The sequence below is a fragment of the Rhodoferax potami genome (assembly GCF_032193805.1).
Taxonomy (GTDB): domain Bacteria; phylum Pseudomonadota; class Gammaproteobacteria; order Burkholderiales; family Burkholderiaceae_C; genus Allorhodoferax; species Allorhodoferax potami_A.
Genome location: NZ_JAVBIK010000001.1, coordinates 1,544,637 through 1,560,720 on the forward strand (window position 1 = coordinate 1,544,637; position 16,084 = coordinate 1,560,720).

Genomic DNA, 16,084 nt, shown 5'->3' on the forward strand with positions numbered 1-16,084 from the left:
TCAGGCATCGGGAGCCGGTGTACCGGGCTTGGCAAGCCGGCCCTTGACCATGTCGAACTTGAACAAGCGGCACTCCAGCGGACCGTTCCACATCGGTACCCGGCGCGACTCTTTGAGGCGCATTTTGCTGGGCAGCTTGAGGTCGGGGGTGAGCATCCAGGCGGTCCAGCCGCTGTAATTTTTCTTCCAGTGGCTAGCCAGCTGGTTGAAAAAGTCCACGCCCTCATCGGTCTCCGCCAGCTCACGCGCGCCATAACGGGCGCCTTCACCCTCACCCGCCACGCCGCTGATACCGATACGCTCGCCATACGGTGGGTTGATCAGCATGACGCCACCCCCGGTGTCGCTCACATTAATAGGAGGCATGCGCTGCAAAGCATCGCCGCCGCGGAACTCGATCACATCAGCCACACCCGCGCGCTGCGCATTGCGCTCGGCAAAGTCAACCATCCGGAAGGACACATCGCTGCCGTAGATCAAGGCTTTTTGGCCTGGCTCCGGCTTCACGACGGCGTCAGCAGCTTCTTTTTTCATAGCAGCCCACTCTTCCGAGCGGAAGGGCTTGAACTTCTCAAACGCGAAGCGGCGCAGCGAGCCTGCTGCGATATTGCAGGCAATTTGGGCCGCTTCAATGACCACCGTGCCGCTGCCGCAGCAGGGGTCATAGAGGGGCAGCAAATCGGCGTCGCCCGAGGCCCAGCCGCTAGCGGCGATCATGGCGGCGGCGAGGGTTTCTTTGAGCGGCGCATCGCCCTTGTCTTCGCGCCAGCCGCGCTTGAATAGGGGCTCACCCGAGGTGTCGATATAGAGCGAACAGCTGTCGGTGGTCAGGTGGGCGAAGATGCGTACATCTGGCCACTGGGTGTTCACATCCGGGCGCACGCCGCCCGCCACTTCGCGGAAGCGGTCGCAGACTGCGTCTTTCACCTTCAGCGCGGCAAAGTTCAACGAGGTCAAGGGGCTGTGCTGCGCCGTGACCTCGACCTTGATGCTTTCGCGCGGCGTGAACCAGCGCTCCCAGGCCACTTGCATGGCGGCACGGTACAAGTCCTGCTCGCTGCGGTACTCGGTGTACGACACCAAGACCAGCACCCGTTGGGCCAGGCGGCTGTAGAGGTTGAGCAGCATCGCATGCTCAAACCCGGTGCGCACGGCTACGCCGCCGCGTTGCTTGGTGATACAGCCAGGGGGCAGACCGGTGATCTGCAAAATTTCGGGGGCAAGAAAGTCCTCCACGCCAGCAGCGCAGGGGAGAAAAAGAGTCAATTGGTTCATAGCGCTTTGCGGAGTGAGGCGGGGGCAATCTTCAGCCCCTCGCGGTATTTGGCCACGGTGCGCCGGGCGCATTCAATGCCCTGCTCTTTGAGCATGTCGGAAATCTGGTTATCGCTCAAGGGCTTTTTAGGGCTCTCGGAGGCAATAAATTGCTTGATCAGCGCCCGCACCGCGGTGCTGGACGCATTGCCACCGCTCTCGGTGCCCAGGCCGGAGCCGAAAAAGTATTTCAGCTCAAAGGTGCCGAACGGCGTGGCCATGTACTTGGCGGTCGTGACGCGGCTGATGGTGGACTCGTGCAGGCCCAGCTCGTCAGCAATTTCACGGAGCACCAGAGGGCGCATGGCCAGCTCACCGTGGGTGAAGAAATTCTTTTGTCGCTCGACGATGGCGGTGCTGACCCGCAAAATCGTGTCGAAGCGCTGCTGGATGTTTTTGATGAACCAGCGTGCTTCCTGCAATCGCTGCTGCAGCCCGGCATGGCTGGAGCTGGCTTTGTGGTTGCGCAGCACATTGGCATAGATGTCGTGGACTTTGAGCCGCGGCATCACATCGGGGTTGAGCTGCACCCGAAACTTGGCGGCGCCACCCACTCTGCCGATCGGCACGACCAGCACATCGGGCACCACGATGTTGCGCTCGACATCCACAAAACGGCGGCCGGGCTTGGGCTCCAGGCGGGCAATCAGGGCAATGGCTTCACGCACCAGCGCGTCGCTCCCGACGCCGGCTTGCACCAGACGCTTGATGTCCCGGCGGGCCAACAACTCCATGGGCTGTTGGCAAATCGCCAACGCAACCTGCAACACCTCGATACGGGCCCATTCGCCATCGTCATCCGCGGTTTGCAACAGGGCCTGGATCTGCAGGCGCAAGCACTCGCCCAAGTCACGCGCGCCTACCCCCACCGGCTCCAGGCTGTGCAACAAGCCCCGTGCGACGGTGAAGTGGTGCACCAGTTCGTGGAGCTGCTCTTCGTCACCGGGGTGCAGGCTTTGGGCCAATTCCGCCAGCGGCTCTTCAAGGTAACCGTCGTCGTTCAGGGACTCGATCAAGAACCGCAGGGCCGCTGCATCCTCAGGGCTCAGGCGCAGGCCCGCCGCCTGGCGGTGCAAAAAAATCTGCAATGACTCGCCCGAGCGCGCCAGTTCGGTGGCGTCTTTCTGCTCGTCGTCGTCGAGGTTGTTGGCTTTGGCCTTCGCGTCAACGCCCCATTCGCCATCGTCCGGGGTCATTTCGGTCGTTCCGTCGCCCTCCCAGCTGGGTTCGTCGCTACTAGACAAGGGGGAGGATTCTTCCTCATTGGAGCCGCTAGCGCTGGTACTACTTGCGTATTCAGCTACAGAATTGATAGCAAAATCAGGCTCTTGCTCGCTCAATCGATCGCCCTCGCTCACTGTGGCATCGACCGTATCGAGCCCGAAGTCCTCGCGCTCGGCACGCTCTTCGGTCAACTCCAGAAACGGGTTTTCATCCAGCATTTGCTCCACTTCCTGGCTGAGCTCCAGGGTGGAGAGCTGCAACAGGCGAATGGATTGTTGCAGCTGGGGCGTGAGTGCCAGGTGCTGCGAAACTCGGAGCGAGAGACCTTGTTTCATCTACATCTTGAAATGTTCACCGAGGTACACCCGGCGCACATCGGCGTTATTCACGATCTCTGAGGGCGTACCCTCTGCCAGCACATGCCCGTCACTGATGATGTACGCGTGGTCGCAAATGCCCAATGTCTCACGCACGTTGTGGTCGGTGATCAGCACGCCGATACCGCGGGCCTTCAGGAAGTTGATGATGCGTTGGATCTCAATCACCGCGATCGGGTCGATACCCGCAAAAGGCTCATCCAGCAAGATAAAGCGGGGCCGGGTCGCCAATGCCCGGGCGATTTCCACACGGCGCCGCTCCCCTCCGGACAAGGCAAGCGAGGGCGATTCCCGCAAATGCTCCACCCGGAGTTCTTGCAGCAAATCGGTCAGCCGGCGTTCGATTTCATCGGACTTCAAAGGCGCTCCGGCATCGTCGCGCTGCAGCTCCAGCACGGCGCGCACGTTGTCTTCCACATTGAGCTTGCGGAAGATGGAGGCTTCTTGCGGCAAGTAGCCCAAGCCGAGACGGGCACGGCGGTGAATCGGCATGTGCTCGATGCTTTGGCCGTCGATGGTGATGTCGCCCGCACTGGCTCGCAGCAAACCCACGATCATGTAAAACGAGGTGGTTTTACCCGCGCCATTGGGGCCCAGCAAACCTACTACCTCACCGGTGCGAACCGCCAGCGACACATCTTTCACGACCTGGCGCTTGCCATAGTACTTTTGCAGATGGCGGGCTTCGAGCCGCCCGGCACTGCTGTCCGGGGTGTCTTTGACGAGGTCGTTCACTGGCCGACCTTCTCGATTTGGGGCGTAACTTTGAGTTCAGCACCACTGGCCGCCGACGCCGCAGTGCCCCGCTCGGGCTTGGGTGTCAACATGGCACGCACCCGCCCTGCAGGGGCTGCGGCTGTCTTGGGCGCACCATCGACTGTGAAACGGTCGGTCAGGTTCTCATAGAGGATGACCGCACCGGTTACCTCGTCCGCCAGCGTTGCGCCGCGCAAACGGCGCATCTGGGCTTTTTTGATGAAGCGCACGGTGTCGGCTTTGCCGTCGTATTCGATCGTATCGCCTTCGCCCTCGATGTATTCATCGATGCCGTCGCGCTTCTGGCGAAAAAAGGCCTGCTTGTCCGGTGAGCCGGTCACCAAGCCGAATTGGTAGCCCTCGGGGTCCTGGCGAACCTCGATCTGGCTCCCGCGGATCAGGATGCTCCCCTTGGTGAGGATGACATTGCCCGTGAAGATGCTGACTTGTTTGAGGTCGTCGTAACGCAAAGCATCGGACTCCACATTCATGGGCTTATTGCGGTCCGCTTTTTCGGCGCGAACGCTGCCCACAAGGCCCGACAAGACCAGCAGAACCGACAGGGACAACACAATTTTTTTCATAGGGGCACGAAACTTGCTCGAAGAGCGCTCGGCTCATTGTACCGAGCACTTCACGGCTCCTGCCCCCGCCGTACTCAGCCGTCTGCGTTAATTTTGTGGATCAGTGCTTGCAGCACTTCGGCAGCTTGGGCGTTATCCACTTGGCAGGTGCCGGCATTGGCATGACCGCCGCCGCCGTAGCTCAGCATCAATTCGCCAACATGGGTTTTGGAGCTGCGGTTGGTGATCGATTTACCGGTCGCAAACACGGTGTTTTGTTTTTGCAGACCCCACAACACGTGGATGGAAATATTGGTGTCCGGGAACAAGGCGTACACCATGAACCGGTTGACTGCGTAAATGATGTCCTCATTGCGCAAGTCCAGCACCAGCAGATTGCCGTGCACGGTAGAGCAGCGCAAGAGCTGCTCCTTGGCTTTGGCCGCATGCTCAAAATAGAGCTCGACCCGCTCGACCACGTCCGGCAGCTGCAGGATCTGCTCGATACCGTGGTGACGGCAGTACTGGATCAAGTCCATCATCAGCTGGTAATTGCTGACCCGGAACTCGCGGAATCGGCCGAGGCCGGTGCGCGAATCCATCAGGTAATTCAGCAGCACCCAGCCTGTGGGATTCATGATTTCATCGTGGCTGAAGCGGGCAGAGTCGCCTTTGTCCACCGCCTCCATCATGTCGTAGAAGCGTGCCGGAAAGCGGCTGGCGCCACCGTAGTGGTCATAGACCACGCGGGCCGCCGAATCGGCATGCGGGAGGATGATGTGATTGGGCCGCTCGCCGGTGTTGCGCAGCGTCTCAGACTCGTGGTGATCAAACGCCAAGTGAACGCCCGGCACATAGGGCAGATTGGTCGTGATATCGCGGTCAGAGACCTCGATCTTGCCGTCCTGCATGTCCTTGGGGTGGACGAACTTGATGTCGTCAATCAAGTCCAACTCGTTGAGGAGAACGGCGCACACCAAGCCATCGAAATCGCTACGGGTGACCAAACGGAACTTCTGGCTAGACATACGACAGACTCCTCAAGGGTAAATAAAAATTCATTCTAGCCCCGCACCTGAGGCCAAGCGCCACAGGTTTGCCTAGTGCAGGGCTGGGGTATTAGCCGCGTCCTGCGCGCTGGTCGGCGATCAATGTATCGACCACTTGCAAGGCCCGCTGCATGTTACCGGCCATAGAGCCGTCGGTATAAAAACGCCCCGCCACACCGAGGGCCGGCACGCCTTCCACCTTGTAGGCGTTTTGCAACTGCAGTGCCTTGCCGGCCTTGGTCGCTACTGTGAATGAGTTGTACTGGGCCACAAACTGCTCCCGGTTCACGCCCTGTTGGCTGATCCACTCCACGATGGCCTCGGGCCGCGCCAGGTTTTGCTTTTCCACATGGATGGCGGCAAACACTTTGGCGTGGAGTTTGGGCACCAGGCCCATGGCCTCGAGTGTGTAAAACAAGCGCTGCTGGGGAACAAAGCTTTCCTGGAAAGCAATCGGCGCACGGCGGAACGACACATCTTTGGGAAGATTTTTGGTCCAAGCCTGCAATGCCGGCTCAAACGCGTTGCAGTGCGGGCAGTTGTACCAAAAGAACTCCACCACCTCGATCTTTCCTGCGGGCGCCTCGACCGGCGCGCGGGGATCTACCACCTGATAGTCGGTACCGGCCTCTGGCTTTTTCGCTTGGGCTTGGGCCAAAGAAAACCAGGTTCCGGCGGCGCTCAAGGCGGCGCCAGCAGCGACATGGGTAAATGCACGACGTTTCATATCAAAAAGACTCCATAGAGGCGCTGTGTGAGCAAGCACCGCGCCCAAAGTTCCCGCTCTGGCTCAGCGCTGCACGCGCACCAGCGCTGTTTCCAAACCGGCTTTGTCCATCTTTTCCTTGGCCTTGTCCGCATCCTCTTTCTTCTCGAAAGGACCGACCCGGACCCGGAACACCGGTTTGCCCGATAGCTCGCGCTCAGAAATTTTGGTTTCAATACCGCTCAACGAAAGCTTGGCACGCTGGCTTTCTGCATCCTCGGCAGTACGGAACGAGCCCACCTGCACCCAGAAAGAGAACACCTCCGACTCTGAGGCTGCCACCTTGGCCTTTGCCAGATCACCCAAAGGATCGGCAGAGGCTTTGGGGTCTGCTTTGGCATCCGGCTTGCCGGCTGTTTTGGCGTCGGCCTTGGTATCCGACTTAGCCTCTGACTTTGCTTCGGATTTGGCATCCGTTTTTGCGTCAGTTACTGCCGGCTTCGCTTCGGTAACTTTGCTCGGCGCACTCGGGCTCGAAGCGGCAAGTCCCGGCACGCTGGTAGCAGGCACAGCTCCGGCCGGGTTTTTGCCGTACATCGGCGCATTCGGGTCCCAGTTTTTGTTTTTCTGGGTCTCGGCAGCATCCTGGTCGGCGCTGCGGCTGTTGCTCTTGTTCATAAAAGGCACAGGCACCTTGGTGACGTAAACCGCCACCGCCAGCGCTGCGCCCAAGCCCACCACCACGCCTACGATGAACCCGACCAGAGTTCCGCCACGCTCGTTCTTCATGCCTTGCTTTCTCAGAGAAATTACATCTTCTGCGGAGCGCTCACGCCCAGCACCGCCAGGCCATTGTGCAGCACCTGTGCAGTCGCAGCGACCAGCGCCAGGCGCGCGAGTTTGACCGCCTCGTCATCCACCAGAATGCGCTCGGCATCGTAGTAGCTGTGGTAGCTGGCCGCCAATTCGCGCAGGTAGAAAGTCACGTCATGCGGCGCCTCGCCCTCAGTAGCGGCGGTCAGCATTTCAGGGAACTTGGCCAACAGCAGCATCAGGGCCTGGGCTTGCGGGCTCTCGAGGGCTGACAGGTCAACCCCCTTGAGCAGGGCCACATCGCCACCCCAGCTCGCCAGCACCGAGCAAATGCGTGCGTGGGCGTACTGCACGTAGTAAACAGGGTTGTCGTTGTTTTTGGCCACTGCCAAATCCACATCGAAGGTGTATTCGGTGTCCGGCTTGCGGCTCAGCAGGAAGAAGCGCACTGCGTCTTTGCTGGTCCACTCAATCAGGTCGCGCAGCGTCACATAGCTGCCCGCGCGCTTGCTGATCTTGACCTCTTCACCGCCCTTGACCACGCGCACCATAGTGTGCAACACGTAGTCGGGGTAGCCTTGGGGAATGCCTACATCGGCCGCTTGCAGCCCGGCGCGCACCCGGGCAATCGTGCCGTGGTGGTCGGTGCCCTGGATGTTCACCACTTTGCTGAAGCCACGCTCCCACTTGGCAATGTGGTACGCCACATCGGGCACGAAGTAGGTGTAGGTGCCATCCTTCTTGCGCATGACGCGGTCTTTGTCGTCACCGTAGTCAGTGCTCTTGAGCCACAGCGCGCCGTCTTGTTCATAAGTTTTGCCGTTGGACACCAGCTTGTTCACTGCCGCTTCGACACGGCCGCTGGTGTACAGGCTGGACTCAAGGTAGTACTGGTCAAAGTGCAGATTGAAGGCCTGCAGGTCTTTGTCTTGCTCGTTACGCAAGTAGGCCACTGCAAACTGGCGGATGTTGTCGTAATCCTCTACATCGCCATTGGCGGTGAACTCGCGGTCGTCGGCCTTGACGGTCGCACAGGCCAGAAAATCGTTGGCAATTTCCTGGATGTAATCGCCGTTGTAAAACGCCTTGCTCTCCGGGTTGTCGGGGTCGGTGGGCCAGCAGGTGTCGCCCGGCTTGAAGCCCTTGGCGCGCAGTTGGGTGCTCTTGGTGAGCGTTTCGATTTGCACGCCGGCGTCGTTGTAATAAAACTCGCGGTGCACCTTGTAGCCTTGGGTGGCAAACAGGTTGCAGATAGCGTCGCCCAGCGCCGCCTGGCGGCCGTGGCCCACGTGCAGCGGACCGGTGGGGTTGGCCGACACAAACTCCACCAACACCGGCTTGCCGCTGTCCGCCTGGTAGCCAAAGCGCAAGCCTTGGCCCAGCACTTCGCGCACCACTTCTTGCTTTGCAGCGGGCTTGAGGCGAATGTTGATAAAGCCGGGGCCGGCAATTTCAACGTCTTGCACCCACTGTTGGTACACCGGAGTGGCCAGCAGCTCCGTGCGCAGCGTTTCGGCGAGCTGGCGCGGGTTCATCTTGAGCGGCTTGGCCAATTGCATGGCCGCCGTGGTGGCGAAATCGCCATGGGCCGCCACCTTGGGCGACTCGAAGGCGGCCTTGGGGCCGGCTCCGGGAGAAAGTTTTTCCAGGCAGGCGGCCAGCGCCTGCAGAAGTTCGTGTTTAACAGTAAGCATGCGCAGATTTTACGGGCCTGGAAAAACTGTGATTTCTGTGACTTTGTCCGCCCCTGTGGTCATGGGCTGGCTGTATGCTGACGGCTCCCATTGAGGGATTTCTGCAACGGCAGCTGCGCTGCCTTTTTTACGGGACACCACATGAAGCAACTGATTTCTTATATCGCTTTGGGTTTGGCTCTGGCAGTGGGCGGCGCGCATGCTGCCGACGAAAAGGCTCCAACAGCCCAGCAAAGCAAGATGAAGACCTGCAATGCCGATGCCAAGACCAAAGACCTCAAAGGCGATGAACGCAAAGCCTTCATGAAAGACTGCCTGAGCGCCAAGCCCGCCGCAGCTGAAGGCGGCAAAACCGCCCAGCAAAACAAAATGAAGACCTGTAATGCGGACGCCAAGACCAAAGACCTCAAGGGCGATGACCGCAAGAAGTTCATGAGCGAGTGCCTGAGCGCCAAGTAAGCCACCCGGCATCGCTACATCCAAGGCCCGGCGGCATCACTGCCCGGGCCTTTTTTTATGGCCCGACGCTGAGCAACACACCCACAAACACTGAAAAACCCACCCAGTGGTTCAATCGGAAGGCTTTGAAACAGCCTTCCCGGGATCGATCTCGGATCAGCGTGCCATGCCAAACCACTTGCACCGCGGCCCCGGCAACCCCCAGCCACCACCCCCAAGCAGCATCAAGCCCGGGCAGCACCAACCACGACCAGAGGGCCAGATAGGCCACATAAAACGCCATCACAGCGGGCACATCCCAGCGCCCCAGGGTGATGGCAGAGGTTTTCATGCCGATGCGCAGGTCGTCGTCCCGGTCGACCATGGCGTACTCGGTGTCATAGGCCAACACCCAAAACAGGTTCCCCACCAACAGCGCCCACGCCTGCCACGGAATGTCGCCCCTCACGGCTGCGTAGGCCATGGGTATGCCAAAGCTGAACGCCACGCCCAACACCGCCTGCGGCATGGAGACATAGCGCTTGGCATAGGGGTAGACCAAGGCCACCGCCAGCGCGGCGAAGGACCATGCAATCGTCACGGCATTGGTCGTCAGCACCAAGCCGAAAGCGGCTGCGGCCAGCACACCGCCTACCGCCAGGGCCTCGCGGCTCGAAATACGGCCACTGGTCACCGGGCGCTGGGCGGTGCGCTTGACGTGCTTGTCAAACTCCCGGTCCGCCACGTCGTTCACGCAGCAGCCGGCACTGCGCATCAAGATGGTGCCCAAGGTGAACACCACCACCAAATGCCAACCCGGAAACCCACCTTGGGCCAACCACAAGGCAGACAAGGTCGGCCACAAGAGAAGCAGCCAGCCGGCAGGCCGGTTCCAGCGGATCAGGTCTAGATAGAGAGAGAGTTTCGCGCGCACGGAATTACGATGATTTTGATAGCTACTGGCCCATTTAAAACCTGGGCAAACAGCCGTTTTTATTCAATTCAAGACAAACGGGTCACACCCGGCAGCTCACAACTGTAGATGGCATTGCGCAAAGCGGCGATGGCCTCGTACCGGGTAAAGCTGCGGCGCCAGGCCAGCACCACGCGGCGCATGGGCGGCGGTAGCGGGCTGCCATCGGGCTTGGCATCCTGGACCGGCAGGTATTTGACGAACCCGGGCTCTGCACCTCGTTTTTTGGGCTCCAGCGCCTCTTTGGGCACGCTCATGCGGGGCACCAGTGTCATCCCCATGCCGGCAGCCACCATGTGCTTGATGGTCTCCAGCGAGGAGCCCTCAAAACTTTTGCGGATACCCTCAGCATCGCTGGAAAAACGCGCGAACTCGGGGCAGACCTCCAACACGTGGTCACGGAAGCAGTGGCCATTGCCCAGCAGCAACATGGTTTCGCTTTTGAGTTGCTCCGCCGTGACCGAGCTTTGCTTGGCGAGTGCGTGCCCTGCAGGTACCGCCGCATAGAAGGGCTCGTCATACAGCGGCGCGAGCGCCAGGCCAGTATCCGGAAAAGGCTCGGCCAGAATGGCGCAGTCGATCTCTCCAGTGCGGAGCATTTCGAGCAGCTTCACCGTGAAGTTCTCTTGTAGCACCAGCGGCATTTGGGGGCTCTTGGTGATGACTTGCCGCACCAAAGCCGGCAGGAGGTAAGGCGCTATCGTGTAAATCACCCCCAACTTGAGGGGACCAGCCAAGGGGTCTTTGCCACGCTTGGCGATGTCTTTGATGTTGGCCGCCTGCTCCAGCACACTCTGGGCCTGCCGGATAATTTCTTCGCCGAGCGGGGTCACCGTCACCTCGTTGGCGCTGCGCTCAAACAGCTTACAGTCCAGCTCCTCTTCGAGCTTTTTGACCGCCACGGAAAGCGTGGGCTGCGAGACAAAGCAGGCGTCCGCTGCCTTGCCGAAGTGCCGCTCACGGGCCACCGCCACAATGTATTTCAGTTCTGTCAGCGTCATACCGTCGCCTCCTAATCGTCAACCATGATGCCACGGCCGATAGCCTGAATCAATGCCGCCTTTCAATGGGCATGGCCCTTGGGCTCGATGATGACCAGCGCAATACCGCAGACCAAGAGACCCGCGCCGCTCCAAAACGCAGCGTCCGGCGTCTCCGCAAAAAATACCGCGCCCAGCGCCGGGCTGAACAACAGCAAGGAAAAGCTACCCGCCTCCACCGCCGACGCATCGCCCGCTCGGTAGGCGAAAAAATAACCGAGGTAAATCCCCGCCGCGGCCATGCCCACCACCGGCAACAAGGGCCACAAATTCGCAGGCACTGCGGGAAGTGCAAAGCCGGTAAACAGCCCGAACGTGAGCCAACATGCCACCTGGCTCCAGGTCAGCACCGCGATCGGGTGCTCGGTGCCGGAGTATTTTTTCAAGACGATGCCCAGCATCGATTCCATGAGCGCGCCCAGCAAAGCCACCAATGCCGCCGGATGAAAAGCACCCGCGCCCGGCTGCAAAATCACCAGCACCCCTCCGAAGCCCACGGCCACGCCAGTCCAGCGCAGCCAATGCGGTTTCTCTCCCAAAAAGAACACCCCCAAGGGCAACATGAAGAGAGAGCCGGTCATCAAAAAGGCACTCGCCTCCGCGAGCGGCAAATGCGAGACCGCATAGGCCGCGCACCAGGCTGAGGTGACGATGAAGCCCGCCCGCAGCACATGGATCAGGGGCTTTCGACTGCGCACCACCCGCCCCTTTGTCGCCACCCATACGGGCATCAGCATGCACAAGACGATGGACGCTTGCAAAAACAGCACCTGCTTGGGCACCAGCCCTTGGGCCATGAGTTGCTTGTTGCAGGCGTCCAGCACAGACCAGCACAGCATCGCCATGACGACCAGCAAAACCCCACGGGTATTGCCCTGCAGCGCTTGCCAGCGCCTGACCATTGTTTGAACCATAGGGTGTGAAATCAGCCCACCGACGTCAGGTCGTGGCGGGCACCATTTTCTTGAGGCTGTCGCGCAGAATTTCCATGCGCTCTTTCCAGGCGCGGCGTACATCGGGCGGCGTATTCTTCAGCACCCGGAAGGAGTGGGGGTCCGGGTGCCCCTCGGCGTCCAGCACATTGATTTCGAGCTCGCCGCCCAAAGAGGTCACCGTGGCACCCCGCAGCGTCGTGTGGGCCGTCTGCTTGCCGGAATGCAAGGTAATGCGGCCTGTCGCGTCGAGGTCAATAAACCACTCAATCCCACCTTTGCCATCCAGACCCACTTCACTGGTGGTCCCGGTAAAACCCGCTACACGCCGCCACTGGGCGATTTGCTCATCGGGGGTCATGGCGTTGACTTTGCCTTTGGCCTTGAGGGCCGCTTTGGCCGCAGCAGCCTCTTCGGCCTCGCGCTTGGCCGCTTCTTCCGCATCCAGGCGCGCTTGGCGCTGGTGCTCCAAGCGCTCTACCCACAGCTGGATTTGCTTGGCAAAGGTGACAAATTCGTCCGCAACCTTGCTGGGCAAGGGCGCCAGGCGCAGCTCAGCATCTTCTTCGGATGCCAGAAATGCTAGGCTGTGCCAGCCAGAGGGCTCAGTGGCTTCCTGACCCGGCTTGGGATTGCTCAGGGTGCGCACCATGCGAGCGAGTTCGATGCGCAGGCCCAGCGCATCAAAGGTCACATCCAGCGCGCCCTGTTTTTCCATCTCAGCCTGGCCTTCGCGCGCCTTCTGGTGGTAGGTGGCTTTGCGCGCTTTGACCCGTATCTTGCCTGCACGACGCAGCATGTCGACGCTGAACTCATGGGCCTCAAAGCGCTGGCCTCCGGGGATTTTGGTGACCGCAGTGCGCATCCAAAAGGCCTGTAACTCGGCATAGAGGTAAGCCGCGATCGACAGCACGAAGATCGCCCCCACACTCCACAAGATCCAATCCATTTGTCCGCTCATGCAGCGATGTTAACGGGCCACGATGACACTAGGCCCGATCAGGCCTTGAGAAACTCAGCCTTGCCACCCAACCAGCGTGCCACATGCTTCGCCGCCAAATGCGGGTAGGTATCGAGCAGCATGGGCGCCTCGGCTTTGGCCCACTCCAGCAAATCCACATCGACCGAAAGATCCGCAAAGCGCAGCATGGCCTCGCCGCTTTGGCGGGCGCCCAAAAACTCACCGGGGCCGCGGATCTCCAAGTCACGCCGGGCAATTTCAAACCCGTCATTGGTCTCGGCCATGGCCTTCAGCCGCTCCCGCGCCGCTTCGCCCAGCCGCGGCGCATCGCCGGTGGAGTACAGCAGCACACAAGCCGATGCCGCAGCGCCCCGCCCCACCCGCCCGCGCAACTGGTGCAGTTGGCTTAGGCCGAAACGCTCGGCATGTTCAATCACCATCAGCGAGGCATTGGGCACATCCACACCCACTTCAATGACCGTGGTGCTCACCAGCACCGACATCAGCCCCGCGGTGAAGGCGCCCATGACGGCCTTTTTGTCATCCACATGCATGCGCGAGTGCAGTAGCCCGATCAGCACCGGCTGGCCGTCGGCACGGATAGCACCCTGCAGAGCCTCGGCCAGATCGGCGTGGGTCTGGGTGGCGTTGCTCAAGTCCAGTGCCTCGCTCTCTTCAATCAGCGGGCACACCCAATACACCTGCCGGCCCTGGCTGATCTGGGCGCGGATGCGCTCAATCACCTCATCGCGCCGCGCATCGTTCACCACCTTGGTGACGATGGGCGTGCGCCCGGGCGGCAGCTCATCGAGGGTGGATACATCGAGGTCCGCGTAGTAGCTCATCGCCAGCGTGCGCGGTATAGGCGTCGCCGTCATCATCAGCAAATGAGGTTCCATATCCTCATGGTGCAGCTTGTTGCGCAGGGCCAAGCGTTGCGCCACGCCAAAGCGGTGTTGCTCGTCGATGATGGCCAGGGCCAGGTTCTTGAACTTCACCTTGTCCTGGATGATGGCGTGGGTGCCCACCACCAACTGGGCTTCGCCGCTCTCGATCAAGGCCAGCATGGCCCTGCGCTCTTTGGCCTTTTGGGTGCCGGTGAGCCAGGCGGTGGTGATGCCCAAGGGCTCCAGCCAAGCCAGCAGCTTGCGGAAGTGTTGTTCGGCCAAAATTTCGGTGGGCGCCATCAGGGCACACTGCCAACCCGCATCCATGCAGATAGCGGCAGCCAGCGCTGCCACCACGGTTTTGCCGGCACCGACATCGCCCTGCAACAAACGGTGCATGGGGATGCGGCGTGCCATGTCCTTGGCAATTTCTTCGCCCACGCGTTGTTGCGCATTCGTCAGGCCAAAGGGCAACGCCGCCAGCAGCCGGGCATGCAGCGTGCCGCCCTCCACCGCTTGGAGCTGCGGGGCCTTGAGCGCCGCTCGCTCGCGCCGGCTTTGCAGCTGGCTGAGTTGCTGGGCCAACAGTTCCTCGGCCTTGAGTCGTTGCCAGGCCGGGTGGCTGTGGTCCATCAGGGTGTCGATCGACACATCCGGCGTGGGGTGGTGCAAAAACTGTAGCGCGTCACGCAGTGTCCACAAGGGCTGCTGGTGGTTTTGATGCTGACGATGCTGCAGCCACTCTAGGTCTCCGGGCGCGAAGGTGTCGCTCAAATCGGCCCGCGCCAAGCCGGAGAGCACCGCCTTGCGCAGGTAGGCCTGGGGCAAACCAGCCACCGTGGGGTACACCGGGGTGAGCGCCGTCGGCAGATCGCCACCGGCTGCCTTGAAGCTGGGGTGCAACATGGTGCGCCCCAGAAAGCCCCCCTTGACTTCGCCGCGCACCCGCACCGTGTTGCCTACCGCGAGCGCCTTTTGCTGTGAGCCATAGAAACTGAAGAAACGCAGGGTGCAAGTGTCGGTGCCATCGTCCACCGTCACGATGAGCTGGCGGCGCGGCCGGTACGTCACCTCCTGGTGGGTGACCGTGGCTTCAATCTGGACAGGGTAGCTGTCGCGCACGTCACTGAGTTTGACGATGCGGGTTTCGTCTTCGTAACGCAGGGGCAGGTGCAAGGCGAGGTCGATATCCCGGCGCAGGCCCAGCTTTTCGAGGGCTTTTTGCGACTCGGTTTTGGGCTTGACTTCAGGCATGGGCGCATTGTGCCGCACTACACTGGGGTGTTTGCCTGCCAGCGCAGGCTCAGTCACCGAGGAGACCACATGAAACAATGGATTGCACCGCTGGCCGTCGTGGCCACCCTGCTGGGCAGCGCTGTCAGCGCCCCCGTTTACGCCCAAACCGCGGCCTACCCGTCCAAGCCTATTCGCTTGGTTATTCCCTTCCCGCCAGGAGGCGGCACCGACATCCTCTCCCGCCTGGTCGCAAGCAAGCTGACCGAAAACTTCCAGTGGACCGTGGTGCCTGACAACAAGGCCGGCGCCGGCGGAACTATCGGCATTGCCGAAGCCATCAAGGCCGCGCCCACGGGGTATGACATGGTTATGGGCCAGAAAGACAACTTGGTAGTGGCCCCTTGGCTCTACGGCAACCTGCCCTGGGACCCGACCAAAGACCTGGTGCCCGTGGCCCACGTGGCCTACACGCCGGTGGTGATTGCCACCGCCGCCAACTCCAAGTTCAAGACATTGGCAGACGTGGTCGCAGCTGCCAAAGCCGCGCCCGACACCATCACCTACGGCTCGCCCGGTAACGGCACCACCATTCACCTCGCGGGCAACCTGTTCGAAAAGGCCGCCAAGGTCGATATCCGCCACATCCCCTACAAAGGCTCCAATCCAGCGCTGATGGACGCACTGGCCGGTAATGTGGATTTGTTGGTGTCCTCCGTACCCTCGGCGATTGCCCAGATCAAGGCGGGCAAATTGCGCGCCTTGGCAGTGACCTCTGCCGCCCGCAGCACCTCGCTGCCCGATGTGCCCACCGTGGCCGAGTCCGGCTACAAAGACTTTGATGTGAGCACCTGGTACGGCCTTTTCATGCCCGCCGGCACGCCCGCCAACGTGGTCACCTTGGTGAACAGCAAGGTCAATGAGCTGCTCGCCACCGCTGAATTCAAGGCCGCCATCCACGCCCAAGGTGCAGAGCCTCAGGCCATGAAGTCCGAGCAATTCGGCAACCTGCTGAAAACGGACTACGCCAAGTGGAAGGGCATCGTGCAGGCCTCCGGCGCCAAGGTGGAATAGTCCGGCAGAAGCCGCAAAACGCAACTGCTTCAGATCTGCCATTTCCTGCC

General features: G+C 60.9%; 15 protein-coding genes. 2 read left to right on the forward strand and 13 right to left on the reverse strand.

What is annotated here, in order from left to right; all coding sequences use genetic code 11:
• From RAE19_RS07335 to argS, 8 genes are all read right to left on the reverse strand, one after another.
• Positions 1-1,275 (reverse strand): THUMP domain-containing class I SAM-dependent RNA methyltransferase, encoded by a 1,275-nt coding sequence (locus RAE19_RS07335; protein WP_313874273.1) that lies wholly within the window; start codon positions 1,273-1,275, stop codon positions 1-3.
• Positions 1,272-2,873, reverse strand: coding sequence for an RNA polymerase factor sigma-54 (rpoN, locus tag RAE19_RS07340; protein WP_313874274.1), 1,602 nt, complete (start codon positions 2,871-2,873; stop codon positions 1,272-1,274). The genes RAE19_RS07335 and rpoN overlap by 4 nt, the downstream gene beginning before the upstream one ends.
• Positions 2,874-3,650, reverse strand: coding sequence for an LPS export ABC transporter ATP-binding protein (lptB, locus tag RAE19_RS07345; protein WP_313874275.1), 777 nt, complete (start codon positions 3,648-3,650; stop codon positions 2,874-2,876).
• Positions 3,647-4,255, reverse strand: coding sequence for a lipopolysaccharide transport periplasmic protein LptA (gene lptA, locus RAE19_RS07350; RefSeq protein WP_313874276.1), 609 nt, complete (start codon positions 4,253-4,255; stop codon positions 3,647-3,649). The genes lptB and lptA overlap by 4 nt, the downstream gene beginning before the upstream one ends.
• Positions 4,256-4,329: 74 nt before the next feature.
• A complete protein-coding gene (locus RAE19_RS07355) occupies positions 4,330-5,262 on the reverse strand; it encodes an exopolyphosphatase (protein WP_313874277.1) in 933 nt (310 codons plus the stop codon).
• Between the two features lie 91 nt (positions 5,263-5,353).
• The gene (locus tag RAE19_RS07360) at positions 5,354-6,010 is read right to left on the reverse strand and encodes a thiol:disulfide interchange protein DsbA/DsbL (protein ID WP_313874278.1); all 657 of its coding nucleotides are present in this window, start codon (positions 6,008-6,010) and stop codon (positions 5,354-5,356) included.
• A 63-nt stretch (positions 6,011-6,073) separates the two neighbouring features.
• The gene (locus tag RAE19_RS07365) at positions 6,074-6,778 is read right to left on the reverse strand and encodes an SPOR domain-containing protein (protein ID WP_313874279.1); all 705 of its coding nucleotides are present in this window, start codon (positions 6,776-6,778) and stop codon (positions 6,074-6,076) included.
• A gap of 20 nt (positions 6,779-6,798) precedes the next feature.
• Positions 6,799-8,496 (reverse strand): arginine--tRNA ligase, encoded by a 1,698-nt coding sequence (gene argS / locus RAE19_RS07370; RefSeq protein WP_313874280.1) that lies wholly within the window; start codon positions 8,494-8,496, stop codon positions 6,799-6,801.
• A 141-nt stretch (positions 8,497-8,637) separates the two neighbouring features.
• On the opposite strand from argS, the gene RAE19_RS07375 reads away from it, so the two are divergent.
• Positions 8,638-8,955: a PsiF family protein gene (locus RAE19_RS07375; RefSeq protein WP_313874281.1), complete on the forward strand. Its 318-nt coding sequence runs from the start codon at positions 8,638-8,640 to the stop codon at positions 8,953-8,955.
• A 55-nt stretch (positions 8,956-9,010) separates the two neighbouring features.
• On the opposite strand, the gene ubiA is transcribed toward RAE19_RS07375, so the two are convergent.
• The 5 genes from ubiA to recG form a co-directional block, all read right to left on the reverse strand.
• Positions 9,011-9,868: a 4-hydroxybenzoate octaprenyltransferase gene (gene ubiA / locus RAE19_RS07380; RefSeq protein WP_313874282.1), complete on the reverse strand. Its 858-nt coding sequence runs from the start codon at positions 9,866-9,868 to the stop codon at positions 9,011-9,013.
• Between the two features lie 68 nt (positions 9,869-9,936).
• On the reverse strand, positions 9,937-10,908 hold the full coding sequence (locus tag RAE19_RS07385) for a LysR substrate-binding domain-containing protein (RefSeq protein WP_313874283.1): 972 nt from the start codon (positions 10,906-10,908) through the stop codon (positions 9,937-9,939).
• A 62-nt stretch (positions 10,909-10,970) separates the two neighbouring features.
• Entirely contained in the window at positions 10,971-11,861 is an 891-nt protein-coding gene (locus RAE19_RS07390) for a DMT family transporter (protein WP_313874284.1), read from the reverse strand.
• Between the two features lie 25 nt (positions 11,862-11,886).
• Complete coding sequence (locus RAE19_RS07395) at positions 11,887-12,840, reverse strand: hypothetical protein (RefSeq protein WP_313874285.1); 954 nt, start codon at positions 12,838-12,840, stop codon at positions 11,887-11,889.
• 38 nt (positions 12,841-12,878) lie between these two features.
• Positions 12,879-14,981 (reverse strand): ATP-dependent DNA helicase RecG, encoded by a 2,103-nt coding sequence (gene recG / locus RAE19_RS07400; RefSeq protein ID WP_313874286.1) that lies wholly within the window; start codon positions 14,979-14,981, stop codon positions 12,879-12,881.
• 69 nt (positions 14,982-15,050) lie between these two features.
• On the opposite strand from recG, the gene RAE19_RS07405 reads away from it, so the two are divergent.
• Positions 15,051-16,034 (forward strand): Bug family tripartite tricarboxylate transporter substrate binding protein, encoded by a 984-nt coding sequence (locus RAE19_RS07405; RefSeq protein ID WP_313874287.1) that lies wholly within the window; start codon positions 15,051-15,053, stop codon positions 16,032-16,034.
• The last annotated feature ends 50 nt before the right edge of the window (positions 16,035-16,084 follow it).